Genomic DNA, 21,484 nt, shown 5'->3' with positions numbered 1-21,484 from the left:
CTCTAGGCGGTGATCAAATGGCCCAAGCTGGTGCGAAGCTGTTGGGTAATACCACCAGTATTGGTTCTGTAGGAATTCTGGAATCTTTACCCTTTGTGCTGCCTACCCTGAAAGTCCAAGGTCGTGCCAAACAGTATCTCCGGCAGCAGCCCCCTGACCTAGTGGTGCTGATTGACTACATGGGACCAAATTTGAGTATTGGTAGTTTTCTCAACCGTGAACTACCGCAAGTACCGGTAGTTTATTATATTGCTCCCCAAGAGTGGGTTTGGTCTATCTCTAAGCGCAACACCAGGATGATTGTGGAGATGACTGATCGAATGTTGGCTATTTTCCCAGAAGAAGCCCGTTACTTTGTGGAAAAGGGAGCGTCAGTTAGTTGGGTAGGTCATCCCCTGGTAGATCGGATGGAATCTAGCCCAAGCCGGGAAGAGGCTCGTGCTACCCTAGGCATAGCTCCAGAACAAAGTGCGATCGCACTTTTACCTGCCTCTAGACAACAAGAAATTAAGTATCTCATGCCTGTAGTCTTTGAAGCAGCCAAGCAGCTACAGTCACAATTGTTGGATACTAAGCAACGGTCGCAGGTTAGCCAGTCGAAGGGTGAAGGGTTAAGGGAAAGTCAAGCAACATTCACCTTGCCACCTTCCAACCTTCAAGCTGATTCACCACTATTTTGGATTCCCCTATCTTTAGAAGCCTATCGCCATCCCATTGAAGAAGCAGTACAGCGCTATGGTTTACAAGCTAAGGTGGTAGCTGGTCAAACTAAGCAAATCTTGGCTGCTGCTGATTTAGCCATTACCAAGTCAGGTACAGTGAATTTGGAACTAGCACTACTAGATGTGCCTCAGGTGGTTTTCTACCGAGTTAATCCCTTTACCTACTGGCTTGCTCGCACCTTCTTGAAATTTTCGATTCCCTTCATGTCTCCCCCTAACTTGGTAGTAATGCGTTCCATTGTGCCCGAGTTGTTACAAGAGCAAGCCACACCAGAGAATATTGTTCGGGAATCCTTGGAACTCCTTTTTAATCAAGAACGGCGTCAGCAAACCCTGAAGGATTATCATGAAATGCGCCAGTTATTGGGTGAAGTGGGCGTATGCGATCGCGCTGCTAAGGAAATTTTCCAACTAATGAGCTAAGTAGTCAAAGGCTCATGGCACCTCAAGTAGCTTGGGTGGCACAGGCTTTGGCCTTTGGCCACGCTGTGCGAACGACGCTGGGAGCTAGCGCGCATATGCTTACAATGCTGCTAATTCCAGACAAATTCCAAGTTTAAGACAAAGCCAGGTAAAACATCTTCTCCGGATAATGTTTTGGGAGATTTCAAGACCTCTACAGGTTGATTGAGTCGATAAATTTCAACTGTCTTATGATTAGGGTCAATTAACCAACCCAAACCCAGTTGATTATCAATATACTCCTGCATTTTTTGGCGTAACGGTTCCATATTGTCACTCTTTGAACGCAACTCCAGCACAAAATCAGGACAAAGGGGTGGGAAAGTTTCTTGTTGTTCAGGGGTTAATGCATTCCATCGTTTTTGACTAACCCAAGCTGCATCCGGAGAACGAATTGCCCCATTGGGAAGTCGAAAAGCAGTAGAGGAGTTAAAGGTAACCCCCAGTTTGGTTTGGCGATTCCATAACCAAAGTTGTCCTTCTATATCAATGTTGCGTTTTCCAGTATTCCCCCCAGTGGGTGGCATGACAATTAATTTTCCTGTAGCACTACGCTCTAACCGTAAGTCTCGATTAGCACTAGCAAGTTGTTCAAACTGCTCGTCAGTAACTCTGAGGCTAGGAGGAATGTTGATTGGAAGGGTATTCATGGATAAATCTCAAGTTATCCCTTATAGATATATCTAGCAATTGCTTCGCAACTAAGACGAATCATTGTCTGGCCCGGGACGACCCAATTGACACTCCCCCTCCTATAAGAACGGGGATTCTTGCTTCAACGAGGTGACTTGCTATTCCAGGCCGGAACCAAGAACAGTAGAGGTCTCCTCTCCACAAGCGTTCGGATCTATGATCCGAGTTCCGGTGTGCCCCACCGTACTCAAAGCTCGTTCAAGAATGTTGATTGCGGCGTTGTGATCTCTGTCTAACTGACATCCACACTTACAGATGTGGGTTCGAGTCGATAATGATTTTTTGACCACTTCGCCGCAATTAGAACAGTTTTGGCTAGTATAAGCAGGGTTGACTGCGACAGTTACCCTACCAAATTTATCACCAAAATGCTCCAACCATTTTCTAAATTGATACCAACCTGCGTCATTAATAGACTTAGCTAGACAATGGTTTTTGACCAGATTTTTTATCCTCAAATCTTCGTAAGCAACCAGATCGTTAGACCGGATTACGCAGCGCGCTAGTCTCTTAGCGTGCTCTTCACGCCGCCTACTTATTTTGAGGTGAGTCCTGCCTAGTCTATTAATGGCTTTTCGACGATTGGCTGAGCCTTTCTTTTTTCGGGATACTCGTCGCTGATAAAACTTCAGTCTCTTCTCTCCCGTTCGATAAAATCTAGGGTTAGGTTCAGTATTTCCCTTAGAGTCAGTATAAAAATCCTTCAGTCCAACATCTAAGCCAATAGTTGCATCAGCAGGTTTTAACTGTTCATTATTATCAGCCTGGATGCAGAATTGAACATAGTATCCATCAGCTCGACGAACTATCCTAACCCTCTTGATTTGCTTCTTGTCAAATCTCCACAAGTCCCATGTACCCTTGAGCTTGAGTTTTCCGATTCCTTTCTTGTCGCTGAATACGATCCATTTTTTGTCTGGAGACAACTTCCAGCCAGACTGCTTGTATTCGACCGAGCGGCAATGTTTTTGAAACTTTGGGAAACCCTTCTTGCCAGGTACCTTTTTTTGACAATTTTCATAAAAACGGGCGATTGATGACCATGCTCTTTCAGCACTAGACTGACGAGCAGTAGAGTTTAACTGATTTGCAAACGGAAACTGTTTAGCTAAAATCTTACTATATTTGTTCAAGTCAAATTTATTCACTCCTTTATTGTCCATCCAATAACGGATGCAACTATTGCGAATAAATTTTACTGTCCTGAGCGCTTCATCTATAGCTAAATATTGGTTTCGTTTGCCGTAGGCTTTGAACTCTAGAATAATCATCGGTATCGACCTCACATTCTATTTTATTCTACATCATTTAATATAAAAATTTCGAAATATTCTCCAAAAAAAAAGCCGTCCGTTAAAGTTCCCGTAAGATAGTGGAGCCTTTATGGTCGGCAGGTTATGCAGAAAAGGGTTAAGGCTATTGTTATAAGGCTCCACAATAAACAGGTTTCGTCTCCTAGAAGGACGGGGCTTTAAACCCAAATTTTTCGGTAAAGCATATCTTTCTTATTCCTCAAAGGGTAGCAAGAAACCTTCAAAACTCGAAATACTCAGCTCTTATGGGTAGGTTCTAAGTTATAAACAGGACTGAGTGCGTAAGTTATTGAGGAGTAGATTAAGTTTGTATACCCTCTTCACCATAAGGGCAACTGAGCATGAGGGTAAATTCCCAAACAACAAAAAAACTAAGCACGACGACTCAATTGCACAAGCCTAATTTGTACAACCTCTTCATAAAGCCTTTCGAGCTGAGTAATATTCCGACTTAAGGTATAGCGCTCTAGAACCCTTGCCCTAGCTTTCTGACCAAGCAAAGTAGTCCAGTCTGTGTGGTCACGCAATAGGGGCAATAGGGTTTTCAGTTGGGATGTCACCCCATGGGTATTGAGAATTACCCCAGCACCATCCTCTAACACTTCCCCATCAGCTCCAGCATCTGTGGCTACACAAGCCACACCACAAGCCATCGCTTCCAGTAATGATAAGGACAGCCCTTCCAATAGAGAAGGTAAAATAAACACATCCGCTGCCCGCAAAATCTCAATCCGTTGTTGCTCGGAAGCCACAAATCCTAGCCAAATGATATTGTGTTCTTCCCCATAAAATGGTTTCAATGAAGCTAATAACGGTCCATCACCAGCAATCACTAGCTTACTGGATTCACCGAGGTTACATTGTTTCCACGCTCGCAGCAGCGCTTCAACATTTTTTTCCGTAGCAATCCGACCTTGATAAACAAACAGGCGTTGCCCTTTGAACTCGGATGCAAACTCAGAGGTAAACTGGGAGTATCCTGGAGAATATTTCTGGACATCCACCCCATTGGGAATCACTGCTAGCTTGTGATCAGGAACGCCAACCCGGATTAGGACATCCCGTTGGAGTTGAGAAAAGATAATCACTCGGTCGTAGTGGGCGAGAAACGGTGCATAAACTTGATAGGTCAGCAATTGGGTTCCCGATTGCAAATTGCGTCGTTTACCATCAAAGGGCGGATGGAAGGTCGCCACTAAGGGTATATTGAGTTCGGTACAGATTTCCGGTAACAGGAAGTCTAAAGGAGATAAAGTTAAGGAAGCATGAACCAGGTCAGGTTTGAGCTCCTGTAGCGATCGCTTCAAAACCTTACTGGCGGTTAGGGTTGGAATGGTATACATCTGAGACTTGTACAAGCAAGGCAGTGGTACCTCCTGACAACCCCACCAAGTTCGGTCCTCTTCTTCTTGGGCAAAGTGGAGGAAACTGACCTGGTAGCTCCGGTCTAGCAGAGCATTGGTGACTTCTCGAGTGTAGGTGACGTTACCACAAAAAGGGGATTTTTTTCCGAGCCAGGCGATATGCATTCCGGTTGGTAGTTAAGTCTCTATATTATGAGGTTTATTTAAATTATTTAATCTATTACCGGAAATATACCAGTTTAAGAACCCACCTAAGAACACAAGTGCTGCTAAACCAAGAAATACAAGTTGTAAACCCAACCAAGTTTCTGCGATCCCCGCTAGGGCTAATGGTAAACTCAAGGCGATATTAATAGCATTGTTTTGTAGTCCGAAAACTTTGCCCCGCATCTCTTCTGGTGTTTCTGCCTGGATGGTAGTCTGCATCGGGATACCCACCAAAGCCCCAAACCCGCCCAATACCATGGTCATGAGTAAAGCCAGCCAGAGATTGTTAGTGAATAGGGACAACCCTACTAAGGCTACTCCCATACCCACAGAACCAGACAGACTTAAATTGACATGGGAGGTGTCATCAAACCAGTTTCCTAGGATTGCTGCACTAATCCCCATCCCAATCCCACCGGCTGCTAACAAGAAGCCAAACTGGGCAGCTGTGATCCCAGGGAGGTTTTCCGCGAGTCTTACCGCCAGAACCGCTAAAGCAGCAAAAACCGAAAACAGGATAACTTGCTGAATCATAGCATTGCGGACACTTCGATTGTGTTGTACGTAACGCAAACCATCGGCAATGTCTGCCCACACATGAGGTTGCTCAGCCTTAGACTTTGCCCGATTTTCTCCTGTTCTCAGTAACAACAATACTAATCCTGCGATCGCATAAGACCCTCCTACCAAAACTTCTTTCCCCAAGTACACCCCGAAATGTAGCTGAGCTCCCAACCTATCTGCTAACGCTAACAACGGTTCACCCACAGCAAAACCAATGATTAAGGAAGCCATCATGGTTGTAGTATATAGAGAGTTGGCCGACAGTAGGTGCTGCGGTTTCACAATCAAGGGAATTACCGCTTGTTCTGCTGGGGCAAAAAATTGGGTCAGGGTAGAGACTAGAAAGGTAATCACTAATAAGACATAAAAGCCTAGTGGCAGATTGGAGACTGATGTCGAGCCTTGAGTTAAAGACAACAACCCAGGCACTAACAACACCAGTGCCCCTCGCAACAGATTGGTTAGTACCAGCACATCTTTTTTTGACCACCGATCCACATAGACGCCAGCCAAGGAACCAAATAGAACTGCTGGGATGGTAAAGGCAATCATAATCGCTGATACCCAGCCACTGATAGTTTGATCAGCGTCTTGAAAGCGACTGGTTATCAAGGCAATCATTAACACCAGATAAACCTTGTCTGCTAGCTGAGAGAAGACTTGACCACTCCATAGGGCTAAGAAGTTGGAATTTTTTAGAACTGGTATAAATCCTTTATCCGGCGATGAATCCAGTTCCTGATCCCTTAGCTCATCACTGCTCGATGAGGGTTTTGCCACCAAATCAGACTTGGTGAAATCAGACGTGGGGTCTGGGGAGTGTTTTTGGTTTTTTCCAGTCTCCGATGATTGCATTCTGGCTTTTCTTGGATAGGCTTTTTTTTTACCAATAACAACTTTTGTCCATCGTCATACTGTTACTATGAATGGATTATTAAATCGGTAATTGGTAATTATTAACTGGTAATTGGTAATTGATAATTTAAGACCTTACTATTGCTGCTGTTCAACACCACAATTAGATTTTAATTATCCATTAACTATTATTTATTACCCATTATATATCACCTATTACCTATTAACTATTACCTATTAACTATTAACAGACACTCATTATTAGTATTAATTAACAGACGACAACGCATCCACTAAAGCCGCTGAGCGAATTGAGCGACCAAAGTGATACTGAGCGTAGTCTCTTAAAATTCGCTCCAACTTCACCCATAGTGAATCTACAGACTCAGCCGCCTTCCACCCTCCCAATTGGTCTTTTAATAGTGTACTCAGCTGAGGTAATTCAGCAGCTGCCAGTTGTTGAAGCAGAGTTAACTCCAGAGCATTCAGCTTATGATTTACTCGTGGAGGAGGGGGTAGGATGACATCAGTATCAGGGTTGTCAATGGTTTCAGTCAAGGTCTGTTCTTGATTCGGAATAGTTTGATTAGGTAAATGGTTCCGATTGGACTGATTACTGACTAAACTAATAGTTCCACCAGCTTCTACACTAAAACCAACCCGCCAATTCGGGTCAGTTAAATCTGGTCTTAAACTGTGTTGTGTGATACAACACAATTGTACTTGAGGTGCAATTCCGGCCAGGGCAAGCAGGTGAAAGACACCATGGGACAAATGAGCTAACACTAAAGACAACCCTGAGGGATTAGCCGTAATTTTAGGTAACTGCTCAAGACGCCGTAGATGTTCATTAAGTAGTTCGTAGAGTTCTTCCTGAGGCTGCTCACTCAAAGCATGACAGAGAACTAATTCTGCCAGATACTGGCTAGCTGCCAGTTTACTGAGCTCCTGACTCAATCCTGGGTAAGATTCGGTAGTTTCTGCTTGGATAATTTTATCTAGCGATCGCCCTTTTGCCAGCAGTAGTTGATTGACCACAAACAAACCACTCCTACCACCTAACTTCGATTTCTGCTTCCTTGCCCCTGGTGCCACTACCCGAATCAGACCCAACTCCCTAGTTAAAATTGTCACCAACCTGTCCGCTTCCCCCAGCGGTATACTTTTCAGATTAATTCCAGTGGCTTTGTAGGTTTGACTCATTAGTCATTATTACTTGCTAATTTTTAAGTTTAATTCTTAATTTTTAATTTTTAATTTTTAAGTTTAATTCTTAATTCTTAATTTTTAATTCTTAATTCTTAATTTTTAATTCTTAATTTTTAATTCTTAATTTTTAATTTCCAAGTTATCCCGTTGTCGCAGCAAGTCAGGACCACGGGAGGTGCCTAATCTAGTTGCTCCAGCAATGACTAAATCGAAAGCTTGCTCGATGGTTCGGATACCTCCTGATGCCTTGATTCCAACTTGTCCCTTAGTCACTTTTTTCAACAATCGGACATCATCAACTGTGGCACCACCATTCCAGCCAGTGCTGGTTTTGATAAATTGCGCCCCAGCATCCATACAGATTTCCGCAGCAAGACGTTTTTCCGTATCACTCAGCACAGTAGTTTCCAAGATTACTTTGACAGTTTTACCCGTTTCTTCACAGATTTGGGCAATTTCTTGGTAAAGTTCCTCTGTTTTACCCACTTTCAAAGCACCGAGGTGAATCATTACATCTAGCTCTGTCGCTCCATTTTCCACTGCCTCTTGGGCTTCATAAAGCTTAGCAGTGGGTGTTGTAGCACCGATCGGAAAACCAATGACAGTACAAACCTTTGGTACTCTACTGTGGAGGAGTTCAGCCGCTTGTTTAACGTAAACTGGCGGGACACACACTGTAGCAAACTTATATTGGTCTGCCTCTTGACACCATTTTTCCACCTGCTCTGGTGTAGCCGTGGGAATAAGCAGGGCATGGTCGATTAGGGGAGCAATATCAATGTCTGGATAGTCTATATCCATCGCTAGGCTTTATTTGAGACTCCTATATCATTATTTATCAAAATTTATCAAAAAATTAAGATACTTAAGGAAAAATCAACCGTAAGTATTCAGCGGTCAGCGGTCAGCCGTTGGCCAAGACCACGCTACGCGGCTGATAGCTGATAGCACCATCTGTAACGGATAAGCTGATATCTGAATCCTGAATGCTGATAGCTGAATGCTTACAATCAACCAAAGCACAACTCTAACAGTTAACCGTCAACGGTCAACTGTCCCCAACCTGATTCAACCGTCCCTTCTTGATGCAGCATTGCTGCATGCCTAACAAGGCTGCTGTCACCCCGTCAGATTAAAAACTTATCCGTTGCTTCGAGCAAAGCACTGCGGATACCTGGTTCTGCCATGGAATGACCGGCATCAGGTACCACAATCAACTCAGCTTCTGGCCAAGCCCGATGTAATTCCCAAGCTGATACCATCGGACAAACCACATCATAGCGTCCTTGGACAATCACTCCAGGGATAGATTTAATCCGATCTACATTCCTCAGTAACTGGTCTTCTCGTTCAAAAAAGCCTTTATTGACAAAGTAATGACACTCAATTCTGGCAAAGGCATCAGCAAATTCACCCTCACCAAACTTTTGGATTAGGGTTGGGTCTTGGAAGAGTTTACTAGTACTTGCTTCCCAAATTGACCAAGCCCGAGCTGCTGAATTGCGGGTTTGAGGATCCGGACTGGTCAACCGTCGATAGTAAGCAGAAATTAGATCATGGCGTTCTGCTTCTGGAATCGGCTTGATATAGTCTTCCCAAGCATCAGGAAAAATATAGCTTGTTCCCTCCTGATAGAACCAACGAATTTCCTTTTGCCTGAGCATAAAAATGCCGCGCAATATCAGTCCTAGACAGCGTTCAGGATGGGTTTGACTATAGGCTAAAGACAGAGTACTACCCCAACTACCGCCAAAAACTACCCACTGCTCAATACCCAGTTTTACTCGCAGTTTTTCGATATCACTAACTAAATCCCAGGTAGTGTTCTGCTCAAGTTCAGCATGGGGGATACTTTGACCACAACCCCGTTGGTCAAACATCACAATTCGCCATTTCTGTGGGTCAAAGTATTGGCGATAAACGGGTTGGCTACCACCTCCTGGTCCTCCGTGTAACACCACTACTGGCTGACCTTGTGGGTTACCCGACTCTTCAAAATAAATGGTGTGGAGGTTAGAAACTGTTAGGGTTTGCTGGTTGTATGGTTCGATGGGGGGATAGAGTTCTCGCATATTTTTGGCTTAGGGTTACAGTGTTCAGTAAATACAGTACATACAAAAGCAATGATCTCCAAACCTCTATGGTGAAAGTAATATGCTAGTAATCCGGCTTAGCTGAGTGTTAGCTGTTCACACTCAACCGTCAACCGTCAACCGTCAACCATCAAATGATCAAAGAGTTTCTCAAGCGGAACAAATCCCTTCATCGCAGGGTTAAGCTCTATAAGCGTAGACAGCGCATTATTCGAGATCAGCCCAGGTGGGATTTGGTCTTGAAAGGGTCTCTAAACCAATGGCATGCCCTAAAGGCTGCCCAAACTGGCTCTAAGATTCTGGTAGCTACTAGTGTCGGTGGTGAAATCCATTCCATCACTTTAGAAAGTCTACTAGCAGTGGGGTTAACCCTCAGGGGTGCTCAAGTTCACATTTTGCTCTGTGATGGTATTTTACCAGCTTGTTTTTGGTGTGATGTCAGTTTTTATCCCAAACAGGATTTGTTTGTAAACCATGGTCCTAAACGTGACTTGTGTAACGACTGCTTTCCCCTAGCCGATCGGATCTATAAGCCCCTAGGATTGACTATTCATCGCTACAGTGACTTTCTCACAGATACAGATTACCAACAGGCCAAGGAGATAGCTAGTAGTCTCACGATTGCTGAGATTGAAAAGTACACCCTAAATGGGGTAGCTGTGGGGGAACACGCTTTAGCAGGAGCTCTGCGATTTTATGCTCGTGCTTCTCTGGAAGGGGAACCCAATGCTGAGCCGATTCTCAAGCGTTACTTCCAAGCAGCAATCCTGACCACTTGGGCGACCCGTCGGTTGCTGCAAACCGTTAAGGTTGAGTGTGCTGTATTTAACCACGGCATTTATGTTCCTCAGGGGTTGACTGGTGAAGTAGCCCGTCAGGAAGGGGTGCGGGTGGTCAACTGGAATCCTGCTTATCGCAAACAATGCTTTATCTTTAGTCACCATGAAACCTATCATCACCAGTTGATGTGGGAGCCAGTCAGTAATTGGGAAACTATACCGTGGACTTCCCAGATGGAACAGAAGTTGATGGACTATTTGAAAAGTCGCTGGCAAGGAACTCAGGATTGGATTTGGTTCCATGAAAGTCCTCAATTTGACCTGACCAAAATTACTGATGCGGTAGGAGTAGACTTTTCTCGTCCTTGTATTGGGTTACTGACTAATGTGATGTGGGATGCTCAACTCCATTACCCAGTTAATGCTTTTCCTAATATGCTGGAATGGGTATTGACAACTATTCGGTATTTTGCTAAAAGACCAGAGTTACAGTTGTTAATTCGGATCCACCCAGCAGAAATTCGAGGGACTTTGCGATCGCGTCAACCCTTGTTTGAGGAAATTCGTCAGGTTTTCCCCACTCTCCCTCCAAATGTATTTGTTATTCCCCCAGAAAGTACCGTTAGCACCTATGCTGCTATCCTCCAATGTAATGCGGCTCTGATCTATGGCACTAAAATGGGCGTAGAATTAACTAGCATGGGCATACCTGTAATTGTTGCAGGAGAAGCGTGGATTCGTAATAAAGGCATCACTATGGATGCCAGTTCTGTAGAGGAGTATGTTCAGTATTTAGATCAGTTACCCCTAGGGCATGGCTTACCTGAGGCAATCATCAAACGAGCAAGAAAGTATGCCTATCACTTTTTCTTCCGCCGCATGATTCCCCTAGAGATGACCACCGAAGCTAGTAATCCATCGGAATTTAAACTTCAGGTATGTGATCTCAATGAATTTATTCCTGGTCAAAGTAAAGGATTAGATGTTATTTGTGACGGCATCTTGACCGGAACAGAGTTTATCTATAGTCATTAGTTAATTATCAAGTAGCAATTATAATTTTACTTGGGTTACAACTAATGATTTAAATATGATTAAAATTGCTGTTGATGCTACACCAATCCGCCATAAATTAAGTGGCATTGGGATGTATGCCTTAAATTTAATTCAGGCACTCCATAAGCTACAAGGTCAGGAAGACTTTAAGTTAAGTGTCGCCTATCAACCAAGTGTAAGAAAATGGTTATCTCGTGATTGGTCATTTCTGGAAGTGCTAACTAGGCATTTAGAGATTAAGAATATAGAGATTAAAACTATACCGTTACCGGTTACAATCTCTAGTTTACTAGCCACTATACCTAATCCAATCTTACCTTATTGTGAGCAATACTTAGGCAATCCTGATATCGTCCATGGTACTGATCATGTCGTTTATCCCTGTCAAAAAAGCTTGCGGTTGATGACGATTCATGACCTAACCTTTATGAAATATCCTCAGTATGTTAACTCAATTGTTAAAAGCTATACTGCTCGGGTAAAACAATGTTTACGGTGGACTGATTTAGTAATTACTGTTTCCCAGTCTACTAAACAAGATATCGTCAATTACTTAGGAGTGAATCCTGACAACATCCAAGTTATTCCTCAAGCTAGCCGTTACTCTACTCTAGATTTACCGAATACACTAGATTTACCGAATACCCAGGTGGAGTCTTTGCTGACATCAGTTAATTACGACTTCGCCCAACCCTATATTTTATTTGTGAGTACTCTTGAGCCGAGGAAAAATATTAATACTCTGATTGCAGCATTTAATTATTTAAAACAACGGCATCAAATTGAGCATCAGTTAGTACTGATTGGACAAAAAGGATGGTCTTATGAATCTATTTTTGCAGCTATTGCTAGATCCCCGTGGAAACACCATATTCATCATCTGGGCTACTTATCGGATCAACTGGTAGCCTGGTTTTACTCAAATGCAGATGTTTTTGTGTATCCTTCCTACTATGAAGGGTTTGGTCTACCTGTCTTAGAAGCGATGACTTTGGGTGCCCCTGTGATTACCTCTAATACTTCATCCCTGCCTGAAGTAGCGGGAGATGCCGCAATTTTAATTGACCCTAATCAGCCTATTGAATTAGCAGATGCTATGGTCAAGGTTATCAGTAATTCTCAATTCCGGGAGGAATTGATTAGAAAGGGTAAGGAAAGAGCAATGCTATTCTCTTGGGAGAGAACGGCAAGGGAAACTCTAGCAGCCTATACATCTTTAGTAGGAAATGGAAAAGGGGGAAAAGTAGTTGAGGGAACGAGCTTTGTAGATAATTAATGAGATAATTAATAAAACAATTAATCAGCAGGGTAATCCCATTGAATTTGGTATAAATTGTACTTGACAAAAGAAATAAAGAGTAGAAAGAAACTTTCCGACAATCGAGGCTGTGTTGACACAACTGACGAAGTTGGGGGGGTGACATGCAAGCTAAAATCCTTACTGGGTAATATGTTCAGCCCATCTGTTACTTAATCGGTGCTCTTGACCTTGGCGAATTAAATTCGCCACGGGTAGCACCTAAAAGATACATGCTGTTTTGGGCTGACCTTGGACGTAGTTATAAGGGTTTGAGCTTGCCATTAAATCACAGGAGGGTCAATTTGGGAGTTGATCAATTCTTATGATAATTGGCATCAAGGCTTTATTTAGTAAGCTTTTCAGGGCTCATGTCACCCCCTCAGTAATTATTTACGAGCGATGCAGCGCGGTCTTGGGGAGGCAGTGCGGTCTTGGGGAGGCAGTGCGGTCTTGGGGAGGCAGTGCGGTCTTGGGGAGGCAGTGCGGTCTTGGGGAGGCAGCGCGGTCTTGGGGGTTCCCCCCATGAGCGACTGCCGTTCCCCCAGCAACTGCCATGGTTCCCCCCATGAGCAACTGCCGTTCCCCCAGCAACTGCCGTTCCCCCAGCAACTGCCGTTCCCCCAGCAACTGCCGTTCCCCCAGCAACTGCCGTTCCCCCAGCAACTGCCGTTCCCCCAGCAACTGCCGTTCCCCCAGCGACTGCATCAAGACAGGTATGAGAGCTATGAAGCTTATACAGTCTACTTTTTAGCTCTGATGTCGCCCCCCCAGTTAGGATGATTAAAATAGTAAGGTTTAAAAAATCGCTGAAACCTTTGCTGTGTATATATTTTAGCTATTTATTCATTTGAGCTATTCCAGCCCAATTTTGCAGAAACTACCCAGAAGCTGCAATATCTTCACGACTGCAAAGATCCACGTTTTCACTTTCTGAAAGCCTTACACAGTAGCTGTTTCCAGTTTATCCTGCACTTGGTGACAGCTTCGCCAGTTTTACCCCAAATAAGAATGTAGGACTTATGTTGATCTGCCTTTATTTGTAGTAAAATATTAACATGATAGTTAAGGAAGCAAAGCAGGGTAAGCGCAAGAAAAAATTGCCCATAATGTGCATTGGCTGGATCTCGGTTGCTCGTGGCTCGAAACCCCTATAATCTCGTCGAACTGTACTCGCAATAGAGTTAATTTGTTGAGAATGACGTGGTTTTTTTCTCAATAAGCTACGGCTTATTGATTCTTGCGCTTACCCTGGGAAGCAAAGCTAATCAATATATGCTTTTGAGCCTTTAAAATTAAAGAACTTATTCACTTTACTATGTAACTTTTCAATAACATAAGAGGAGCGAAGAGCTATGAGCAAGCAAAAATCAGAAGATTTCATGAATCTCGAAGAATTCCGAAATAGATATTCTGATGCATCACAAACATTGTTTAAAGATGGTATAGAATATTCTATTTTAGGTAATGAAACACAAAATGAGTATGATCTGCTAGCGGATTCTTATGATGTTTTTATGCGTGAAGAGTTTGGTTGGTATCCTGAATATATTATTCCAATTATAAGGAAGTTTGTGTTTCCACATCAATTGATTTTAGATGCAGGCGTGGGTACTGGTTTGATTGGTCAAGAACTAGCTAGATATAATTATAAAAGACTATGGGGTATCGATATTTCTACACAGATGCTGGAAAAGGCGAAAACTGATGGCAATTATGAATGCCTTAATTGGGCAGATCTATATAAACCTCTTGCTTTTGAAGATAATTTTTTTGATGCCATTATATCTATAGGTGTCCTCATACATGTCAACCATCCTCAATTGCTGAGAGAATTTGTGAGAGTAACTAAAAGGGGAGGTCATATTATTCTTGCCAATAGAATAGATAGATTTAGAGCCTTTGGTTTTATGGATGAGGCTGAGAATATGACGAATGAAGGTTTGTGGAAATCCCTCCATCACAATATTAAAAATTATTGTACCAATATGACTGAGTATATCAATACGCCAGACTTGCATTATACAGAGGATGTCTATCAAGTTCTAGAGTAAGAATATGAAATTATCAAGTATTGAATACAAACTTTTGCCAAAGACGTTTAAAGCAGAAACATTAATAAGCTTTCTATTTACCCATGGAAAAACAGAATATAATTGGTGTCCTGATCAACGGATTCGAGACCATTTTAAAAAACTGAAAAGTGGAAAAATATTTGCCTGGGGCGCATTTTCAGGGGAAATTATGGTTGGCTTAATTACAGCAGAATTAGGAGGACAGTTTTGCCATCACTATGGCGAAAAGACATCAGCTGAAATTATAGAATTTGTCGTTCATTCTGAGCACAGGGGCATGGGTATTGGAACTGCGCTTGTAAACTGTGCAAAAAAATCTATTTTTACACAGCATCAAGATATTAAAGAAATCTATGTAATGGTCCATGCAAGTAATGTAGCATCAAGCAGAGCATTTATTAAAGAAGGCTTTGCTGTTGTCATTACGTTTGATGATCCGTTTCGGAATAGACATACAACAGTTTTGAAAGTAAAAAAGGCAATACCGTCAACCAAGTTAACCAGAGTATTGGGGATACAGTCTGGGAATGCGGTTGATGGAATCGACATAGTTGTAGTTGATTTTGAAGAACCTCTGTTATCCTCGTCTCGGACGGTTTCAGAGCTCAAATATCATGTTGTTGCCTTTGAAACCTTTCCCTGGTTAAAAGAAAAGCGTCAAGAAATATTTACTTTACGAGAAGGTAACTGGCAAGGATGTAATGCGGCAAATTATGGGATAGCAAAACATTTTGTTGAAACAGCACTGACATTCCTTGCTAAGCATTCTATTGCTAAAACAACAATTGATTTGATATCTTCTCATGGTCAGACTATTCATGGACATCCCCACTGGGAAATTGGTGAATTATCATCTATTGCTCAAGGACTTGGTATCACAACAGTAGGAGATTTTCGTTCAGCAGATGTAGCAGCAGGTGGTAATGGTTCACCATGCACCTGTACTTATGATTACCTCATGTTACGCCCTCCAGTAGAAAGTTCAATGTGGCGTATTTGCATCAACATTGGTGGAACTTCTTCCGTGACATTTTGTCCACCCCAAGGTTCTGTAGAACTTCCTTCTGGACTTGATCCTGGATTAGGCGTTCTCTATATAGACTGGGCTGCAAATAAATGTGATCCTAACCTAGAATATGATAAAGATGGAAAGTTAGGTCTTACTGGGAAGATAAATAAAGCATTATTAGATGAGATGTTGCAACACCCTCATTTTCAAAAAAATCAGCTTCCCATATCAGTAGGTCCTGATGATTTTACACGTTCGTGCTTTGATCAGTGGCATCAGCAAGCAAAAGAACTTGGCTGTACAGATCAAGATTTTGTTGCAACTCTGACAGAACTTAGCGCGATCACAATTGCACTTGCGTGTAAAAAATTTGGACCATGTACTGACGATATCATTGTCAGAGGTGGTGTTCGTAATAACCCTTATTTTATGGAAAGACTACGAGTAAATTTGTGTCATGCTCTTGGACAAGATATTCAGACTTTACGTTCTCTCAATGATCTAGGATTTGAAGAAAAATCTTGGGAAACTGTCTTGTATGCAATGATGGGATTCCTCTGTATAAAAGGACTCTACAACTTTGTGCCATCATGTACTGGTGCATCCCATCCGGTTGTAGGTGGAAAAATTTGTCCTGGGAATAATTTTTCGTCAATTGAGCTTCAGGTGCTCGATTCGTTCAAGGGGGATTCCGGCACTTGTGTAGTCTGATGTACAGGCTAGAAGGCTTACTACTTGAGTTTAGACTAAAGCTTGAACAATGAGTCAATAGAAGGGTTAAGTTGAAATTTAAATTTCAGGAAATTTGAATAAAATTTAAGGTTTTTTTTTCAATTTCTTCGTTTTATTTTGACTTTAAAACTGTCCTTTGCCCTTTTTAACGATATGATTCAAGTTCTAAATTGTTGTTTTCTTCACTCTACCTTAAATTCTTCTGAGAACTTGTGTTAAGTCTGATTGAGATTCTATTACCCTGACCCTATTAAGCGATGCCTTCAAAGCAGAACCTACATCTTTTAAGCCATTTCCGGTAATGATACAGACTACCACTTCACCCGATTTCAGGGTACCATCTTCCCAAAGTTTCTCCAGACCAGCTACACAAGCTACACCCGCTGGCTCTCCAAAAATACCCCACCGTTGCGCTACTGTCTTGATTGCCATTAAAATTTTTTCATCAGTCACTTCAATTATCATTCCTCTTGATTCCAGAATGGCCTTCACTGCAAATACCCCATCACGGGGTGTATTTACGGAAATGCTATCTGCAATAGTTGATGCCTGAACAGATTCTATATCAATGCTTGCGTTATTTTTAGCAGACCGCACTGAAAGAGCAATGGCATTACTGGCGAAAGATTGAACTCCTACCATTTTTGGCAAATGGTCTATATAACCGATCCCATAAAGGTCTTTAAATCCCTTCCATAATCCGCTCAAAATATTCCCATCGCCAACCGAAACTATTACCCAGTCAGGGACATGCCAATCTAGCTGTTCACAAATTTCATAAGCACAGGTTTTTTTGCCTTCCCGTGTTAGGGGATTATATCCGGTACTTCGGTTATACCATCCCAATAAATTAGAGGCACGTATGCAGAGGTCATAAGCATCATCATAAGAACCAATGACACTATACACACGAGTCCCAAAAATACACATTTGGGCTATCTTAGCTTCCGGTGCCTTATCCGGCACAAAAACGGTCGTTTCTATTCCCATACTGGCAGATAAACAGGCTAAAGATGATCCGGCATTACCAGTAGAGGCAGTTGTGAGATGGGTAATACCTGCCTCTTGTGCCGCTTCCAAAACAATCGCTGTCGCACGATCTTTGAGAGAACCGCTAGGATTTCGTCCCTCATCTTTGATAAAAAGCTTGATACCATACTCATTGGGGACTGGATAAAGAGGTGTCCAGCCCAATTGTAGTGGTCGTTCTGGCATTTTTTTCAGCGGTAGAAAAGGCAGATATCGCCAGATGGAGTAAAGTTTGTTTTGACGGAAGCTAGTTTTGGGGTAGTTGTTACGTAAAGCTTTGTAATTATAAGCTATATCTAAATTTCCTTGGCAGGTAGGACATTGATAGCGAATTTCTGAAATTTGCCATTCTTTATTACAACGGATACATTTTGCTCCTTCAATATACATATTCATGGAACCTTTTCTTAATCACTTATAAACGATTCAATTTTTGTTCCCAGATTATTAGTTAGTGCCAAATCATAGATAAATTTGCCCAGTGCAACATCCAGAACGCCCAGCCCGAAAGGACTAAAAATGACAGTATCATTAGATTTTTCTCTGAGAGAGATACGTTTCTGAATTATATCAACAAGTGTTCCTTTGATAAAATGAGTATTACCTTCTTGTTGTTGGGCAAGGTGGATTGAAGTATTGGCGCGGCAAACATGGTCTGGATCATCTACAATGTTAATGTTTGTTGAAATAATTTGCGGCGATATATCCCGTAATGAGATAAGCAATATAGTCCTAGAATCTAACTGAACAGTAGGTAATTCATAGATATAAGGGGTGGCTGCGGTTGTTGCCAGTGAAATGAGAGGAGTAGACTCTAGAACCTGTTCTGCCGATGTGGCAACTTTCAGATGACAACTTGGAGCAATATCTTGAACTTTTGAGACAAAAGCTGTTGCGCGTTCAGGCTGCTTGTCAAATATCGTCAATGTTTTCAAGCTCTGAAAAATCGTGGAAAGAAATCGGAAGACCTCAAGATTGATTAGCCCGCATCCGATAAACCCGGCTTCAATCACATCCTCATTGACCAAGTTTTTGGCGGCAAGGGCTGCACTAGCAGCGGTTCTCTTGGCACTAATAATTGAACTTTCCATGATGCTGAGGGGATGTCCAGTTTCCATGGAATTGAGTATTAACACTGCAGAAGCCCTTGCTATATCCCGCTCAATATTAGCTGGAAAAGATGCAATCCATTTGATACCTGCTACATTAAAAGGTTCTCCCAAGTAAGCTGGCAAAGCAATGATACGATTGCTCAGGTTATCAGGAAATGTTAAAAAGGACGAGTGTGGCAATACACTTTTTCCCTGAGAATGTAGCTCATATGCCTGTTGCACCACATCCATGATTTTATTTTCCTGCTTGTTTAACAAGGATTCAATTTCTTGTTGTTTTAAAATTAGGATATCTGATTTTTGTGGCATTAATTATAGTTACCCTTTTACAATGATTTTACACGGAAAAGCTTAAATTTATGAATTTTGTGCTTTGATTGTAACAAATGTCATATAGTCATTGACATCGAATTTTTTTAACGTTTGTTCTAAACATTTTGTATACTCTTGTAATTCGCTGTTCGATAATCTGTCACTTTCCATTTCAAGTGGTTCTGACATAGAAAGCAATTGAGGTGTTTCGTGAACTACTTGCGGGCTTTCAAATCCAGTCTGTCTCAGCAGCTCGAGCATCTTCTCTTTTTCAATGGCATTGTTTTTGGCAAGTGCCACATAAATCCTGAATATTATGCTGGCAACAGAATCATTGCTGATTGGAGTAATTTTTTGATCTATGGCTTCTTTTATTAACTTATCTAGCTCTGGAGGCATTGAAGCTTCAGCCTTGTAAGCCTCTTCACAAAAAACAAAATTTACTCCCGGCTTTAACACTCGAAAAACTTCAGGAAATACTTTATTCTGATTCACAAGGCAAATACAGCAATTCGATATGACATAATCGAAGAAATTATTGTCAAAATCATACTTTCCCAAACCTATATCTTGAACATAAAAATCTGTCGCACTCTCGTCAAGAGCAGTGCATTCTGCTGCACATGCTTTGGCTCTTGTAATCATCTCAGGCAAGAAATCCAATCCAATAGACAGCCCGCCCGGCATCACTTTCAGTCCGCCGAGTATAACATCTGTCCCTACTCCGCATCCCAAATCAAGAAGCTTCATTCCAGGTTGCAAATCACAAGCTGAGGTAGGATTACCGCAGGCAATCCCCATAATGGCTTTGGGAGGTAACATATCAAGCTGTATGTCAGTATATCCGCTTGCCAACATGCTTGCCCTATTATTTTGAATTAATTCATTTTTTGCTAAAGCTCCATACTCAGCTTTAATGTATTCTGACATAGTTTATCATCGTTATTGAATGGTGTAAAAAAGGAGTCAGGAGTCAGAAGGGAAGAATACAGAAGTTTTTTTAATAAAAAAACGACAATCATTGGTTTACAACTCATCTAGAAATGCTGTCGTTACCCTTTCACACTAAAAAGCTTGATTTTAGGAGCAGGGGTACCACGAAAATTATGACTGAGAAGTTTTTTATAATACTCTTCACCAAAGTTCTCTTTAATCCACTTTTCTGAATAAAGAGTCTTTAAATAGCGGTCACCTCGGTCAGGAAGGATCATAACACAGATGCTGTCACTTTTCATCTGGTTTTGCATAGCCTCTACCGCAGCAACAACCCCCCCTGACGAAGCACCTGCCAAAATTCCTTCCCGTGCTACAAGCTGATGACAGCAACGAATACAATCTTGATCGGAAACGAGGATATAACCGTTAATTAGCTCATCGTTACAATGTATAGTTCTGACTCCAGCTCCCATACCTGGAAATCGTCTTATTGTTTGCTCATTGTCAAAAATTTGACTCCCCTTGACATCCACTGCAATAATTTGTGTATTGAGATTTTTTTTGCGGATGTATTCTGCACATCCCCTGATAGTGCCGCAGGTACTCACAGCACAAAACAAATAGTCAACTTGCTCGTTTAGTTGTTCTAATATTTCGCGCATCGTTTCATAATGTGCTAAGGGATTATCAATATTGGAATACTGATTTATCCAGAAGAAATCTGGATTTTTATGGCATAGCATTTTTACCCGTTTTAGCCTTGCCTGGAGAAATTCACCAGTTTTAGGATCAGGTTCTGATACATAGTCAATTTCTCCACCATAGGCTTTGATAATATCGATATTTTGAGTGCTAGCCTTCGGATCTACGATACAAATCAACTTTAATTTGTAATAAGCACATACTTGGGCTAATCCTATACCAAGATTTCCAGAAGTTGATTCAATTACAGTGGTATTTTTCTTGATATTTCCATTTTTAATAGCATTCTCAAGCATTTTGATAGCAGTTCGGTCTTTAATACTTCCACCGGGATTAATAGTTTCTAATTTAGCAAAAAAGTTTATTGACGTTGTATCAAAGAGATTAGACAGTTGAATAATAGGCGTATTTCCAATTGCACTTATAATTCCTACCATTGTTTTTTTATGCTTTTTCAAAAATTACTGAGCTGTCCGAATAGTTGAGCTATCGGAATTCACTTGGTGAAGTGTACAGGTAAATTGGGGCTAAGACAACACATACATAGCCCCCACAGGGAGAGGATTATACCACACGCCACCTTATCTAGTAGTTGATTATTACCCAGAAAAACCCCAAGATATTAACCCGATAAGGCATCCGGCGTGTGACCCTTTTATTGTGAACATGGGGGGTTATTTCTCAATATAAGAGTGATTGTCCATCGTGGGATGCGGTTGAACATGCGAGTCAGTTGGCTGTTGATAATCAGTTAGGCGTGTGGGGGAATCCCGCAGCGGTCAAGCCCTGGAATTATACACATAGTAATTAGTTGGGGTAGATCTAGCGAAACTGCGATATGCTTGTTATAATATCAAAAATCCACGCTGTTGGATCAAGTCATCAGAATCGACAATTGCTGTGGTTTTCTGTGGGTGATGCCAGGCCACGTTGCTGCAAAATCTACCGAAATCAAGATGTTAT

The 21,484-nt window shown here is 41.9% G+C and carries 17 protein-coding genes; 5 read left to right on the top strand and 12 right to left on the bottom strand.

All coding sequences use genetic code 11. The annotated features are described in order from the left end of the window. On the top strand, positions 1-1,145 hold a 1,145-nt coding region (lpxB, locus tag F6K57_RS20910; protein WP_293070432.1), incomplete at its 5' end, for a lipid-A-disaccharide synthase. Between the two features lie 110 nt (positions 1,146-1,255). Here the strand turns inward: lpxB and F6K57_RS20905 are convergent. The 7 genes from F6K57_RS20905 to pip all read right to left on the bottom strand — a co-directional run bounded on the left by F6K57_RS20905 (position 1,256) and on the right by pip (position 9,461). Next, entirely contained in the window at positions 1,256-1,834 is a 579-nt protein-coding gene (locus tag F6K57_RS20905; RefSeq protein WP_293070430.1) for a Uma2 family endonuclease, read from the bottom strand. Positions 1,835-1,975: 141 nt separating this feature from the next. Then, on the bottom strand, positions 1,976-3,148 hold the full coding sequence (locus tag F6K57_RS20900) for a transposase (RefSeq protein ID WP_293025204.1): 1,173 nt from the start codon (positions 3,146-3,148) through the stop codon (positions 1,976-1,978). A gap of 413 nt (positions 3,149-3,561) precedes the next feature. After that, positions 3,562-4,719 (bottom strand): glycosyltransferase family 4 protein, encoded by a 1,158-nt coding sequence (locus tag F6K57_RS20895; RefSeq protein WP_293070428.1) that lies wholly within the window; start codon positions 4,717-4,719, stop codon positions 3,562-3,564. A 12-nt stretch (positions 4,720-4,731) separates the two neighbouring features. Continuing rightward, positions 4,732-6,180, bottom strand: coding sequence for an MFS transporter (locus F6K57_RS20890; RefSeq protein ID WP_293070426.1), 1,449 nt, complete (start codon positions 6,178-6,180; stop codon positions 4,732-4,734). Positions 6,181-6,447: 267 nt separating this feature from the next. Further along, positions 6,448-7,383 carry a DNA repair protein RecO gene (recO, locus tag F6K57_RS20885; RefSeq protein WP_293070424.1) on the bottom strand — a complete coding sequence of 312 codons (936 nt, stop codon included), beginning with the start codon at positions 7,381-7,383 and terminating at the stop codon, positions 6,448-6,450. Positions 7,384-7,509: 126 nt separating this feature from the next. Next, entirely contained in the window at positions 7,510-8,190 is a 681-nt protein-coding gene (deoC, locus tag F6K57_RS20880; protein WP_293046897.1) for a deoxyribose-phosphate aldolase, read from the bottom strand. A 326-nt stretch (positions 8,191-8,516) separates the two neighbouring features. Next, a complete protein-coding gene (gene pip / locus F6K57_RS20875) occupies positions 8,517-9,461 on the bottom strand; it encodes a prolyl aminopeptidase (protein WP_293070422.1) in 945 nt (314 codons plus the stop codon). Between the two features lie 155 nt (positions 9,462-9,616). Between pip and F6K57_RS20870 the strand changes: the two genes are divergently transcribed. Together F6K57_RS20870 and F6K57_RS20865 are read left to right on the top strand one after the other, a co-directional pair. Continuing rightward, positions 9,617-11,296 carry a capsule biosynthesis protein gene (locus F6K57_RS20870; protein WP_293070420.1) on the top strand — a complete coding sequence of 560 codons (1,680 nt, stop codon included), beginning with the start codon at positions 9,617-9,619 and terminating at the stop codon, positions 11,294-11,296. A 55-nt stretch (positions 11,297-11,351) separates the two neighbouring features. After that, on the top strand, positions 11,352-12,593 hold the full coding sequence (locus F6K57_RS20865; RefSeq protein WP_293070418.1) for a glycosyltransferase family 1 protein: 1,242 nt from the start codon (positions 11,352-11,354) through the stop codon (positions 12,591-12,593). Positions 12,594-13,007: 414 nt separating this feature from the next. Here the strand turns inward: F6K57_RS20865 and F6K57_RS20860 are convergent, their stop codons facing one another. Beyond that, a complete protein-coding gene (locus F6K57_RS20860) occupies positions 13,008-13,322 on the bottom strand; it encodes a hypothetical protein (RefSeq protein ID WP_293070416.1) in 315 nt (104 codons plus the stop codon). Between the two features lie 647 nt (positions 13,323-13,969). Here F6K57_RS20860 and F6K57_RS20855 point away from each other — a divergent pair. After that, entirely contained in the window at positions 13,970-14,668 is a 699-nt protein-coding gene (locus F6K57_RS20855) for a class I SAM-dependent methyltransferase (protein WP_293070414.1), read from the top strand. A gap of 4 nt (positions 14,669-14,672) precedes the next feature. Then, a complete protein-coding gene (locus F6K57_RS20850) occupies positions 14,673-16,409 on the top strand; it encodes an anhydro-N-acetylmuramic acid kinase (protein WP_293070412.1) in 1,737 nt (578 codons plus the stop codon). A gap of 213 nt (positions 16,410-16,622) precedes the next feature. Here the strand turns inward: F6K57_RS20850 and thrC are convergent, their stop codons facing one another. From thrC to sbnA, 4 genes are all read right to left on the bottom strand, one after another. Next, complete coding sequence (thrC, locus tag F6K57_RS20845; protein WP_293070410.1) at positions 16,623-17,855, bottom strand: threonine synthase; 1,233 nt, start codon at positions 17,853-17,855, stop codon at positions 16,623-16,625. An 11-nt stretch (positions 17,856-17,866) separates the two neighbouring features. Next, positions 17,867-18,880, bottom strand: a complete 1,014-nt coding sequence (sbnB, locus tag F6K57_RS20840) for a 2,3-diaminopropionate biosynthesis protein SbnB (RefSeq protein ID WP_293061852.1) — start codon at positions 18,878-18,880, stop codon at positions 17,867-17,869. 48 nt (positions 18,881-18,928) lie between these two features. Beyond that, complete coding sequence (locus F6K57_RS20835) at positions 18,929-19,813, bottom strand: methyltransferase domain-containing protein (RefSeq protein ID WP_293061850.1); 885 nt, start codon at positions 19,811-19,813, stop codon at positions 18,929-18,931. Between the two features lie 122 nt (positions 19,814-19,935). Then, positions 19,936-20,979 (bottom strand): 2,3-diaminopropionate biosynthesis protein SbnA, encoded by a 1,044-nt coding sequence (gene sbnA, locus F6K57_RS20830; RefSeq protein WP_293070407.1) that lies wholly within the window; start codon positions 20,977-20,979, stop codon positions 19,936-19,938. Between the last annotated feature and the right edge of the window lie 505 nt (positions 20,980-21,484).

Origin of the sequence: Moorena sp. SIO4A5 (assembly GCF_010672005.1) — a bacterium.
Lineage (GTDB): Bacteria > Cyanobacteriota > Cyanobacteriia > Cyanobacteriales > Coleofasciculaceae > Moorena.
This window is presented reverse-complemented; position numbering and strand designations above follow the sequence as displayed.

Bases quoted from the DNA above. Each gene is read 5' to 3' on its own strand.
- F6K57_RS20905 (WP_293070430.1), bottom strand. From the start codon at position 1,834: ATGAATACCCTTCCAATCAACATTCCTCCTAGCCTCAGAGTTACTGAC.
- F6K57_RS20900 (WP_293025204.1), bottom strand. From the start codon at position 3,148: ATGATTATTCTAGAGTTCAAAGCCTACGGCAAACGAAACCAATATTTA.
- F6K57_RS20895 (WP_293070428.1), bottom strand. From the start codon at position 4,719: ATGCATATCGCCTGGCTCGGAAAAAAATCCCCTTTTTGTGGTAACGTC.
- F6K57_RS20890 (WP_293070426.1), bottom strand. From the start codon at position 6,180: ATGCAATCATCGGAGACTGGAAAAAACCAAAAACACTCCCCAGACCCC.
- recO (WP_293070424.1), bottom strand. From the start codon at position 7,383: ATGAGTCAAACCTACAAAGCCACTGGAATTAATCTGAAAAGTATACCG.
- deoC (WP_293046897.1), bottom strand. From the start codon at position 8,190: ATGGATATAGACTATCCAGACATTGATATTGCTCCCCTAATCGACCAT.
- pip (WP_293070422.1), bottom strand. From the start codon at position 9,461: ATGCGAGAACTCTATCCCCCCATCGAACCATACAACCAGCAAACCCTA.
- F6K57_RS20870 (WP_293070420.1), top strand. From the start codon at position 9,617: ATGATCAAAGAGTTTCTCAAGCGGAACAAATCCCTTCATCGCAGGGTT.
- F6K57_RS20865 (WP_293070418.1), top strand. From the start codon at position 11,352: ATGATTAAAATTGCTGTTGATGCTACACCAATCCGCCATAAATTAAGT.
- F6K57_RS20860 (WP_293070416.1), bottom strand. From the start codon at position 13,322: ATGCAGTCGCTGGGGGAACGGCAGTTGCTGGGGGAACGGCAGTTGCTG.
- F6K57_RS20855 (WP_293070414.1), top strand. From the start codon at position 13,970: ATGAGCAAGCAAAAATCAGAAGATTTCATGAATCTCGAAGAATTCCGA.
- F6K57_RS20850 (WP_293070412.1), top strand. From the start codon at position 14,673: ATGAAATTATCAAGTATTGAATACAAACTTTTGCCAAAGACGTTTAAA.
- thrC (WP_293070410.1), bottom strand. From the start codon at position 17,855: ATGAATATGTATATTGAAGGAGCAAAATGTATCCGTTGTAATAAAGAA.
- sbnB (WP_293061852.1), bottom strand. From the start codon at position 18,880: ATGCCACAAAAATCAGATATCCTAATTTTAAAACAACAAGAAATTGAA.
- F6K57_RS20835 (WP_293061850.1), bottom strand. From the start codon at position 19,813: ATGTCAGAATACATTAAAGCTGAGTATGGAGCTTTAGCAAAAAATGAA.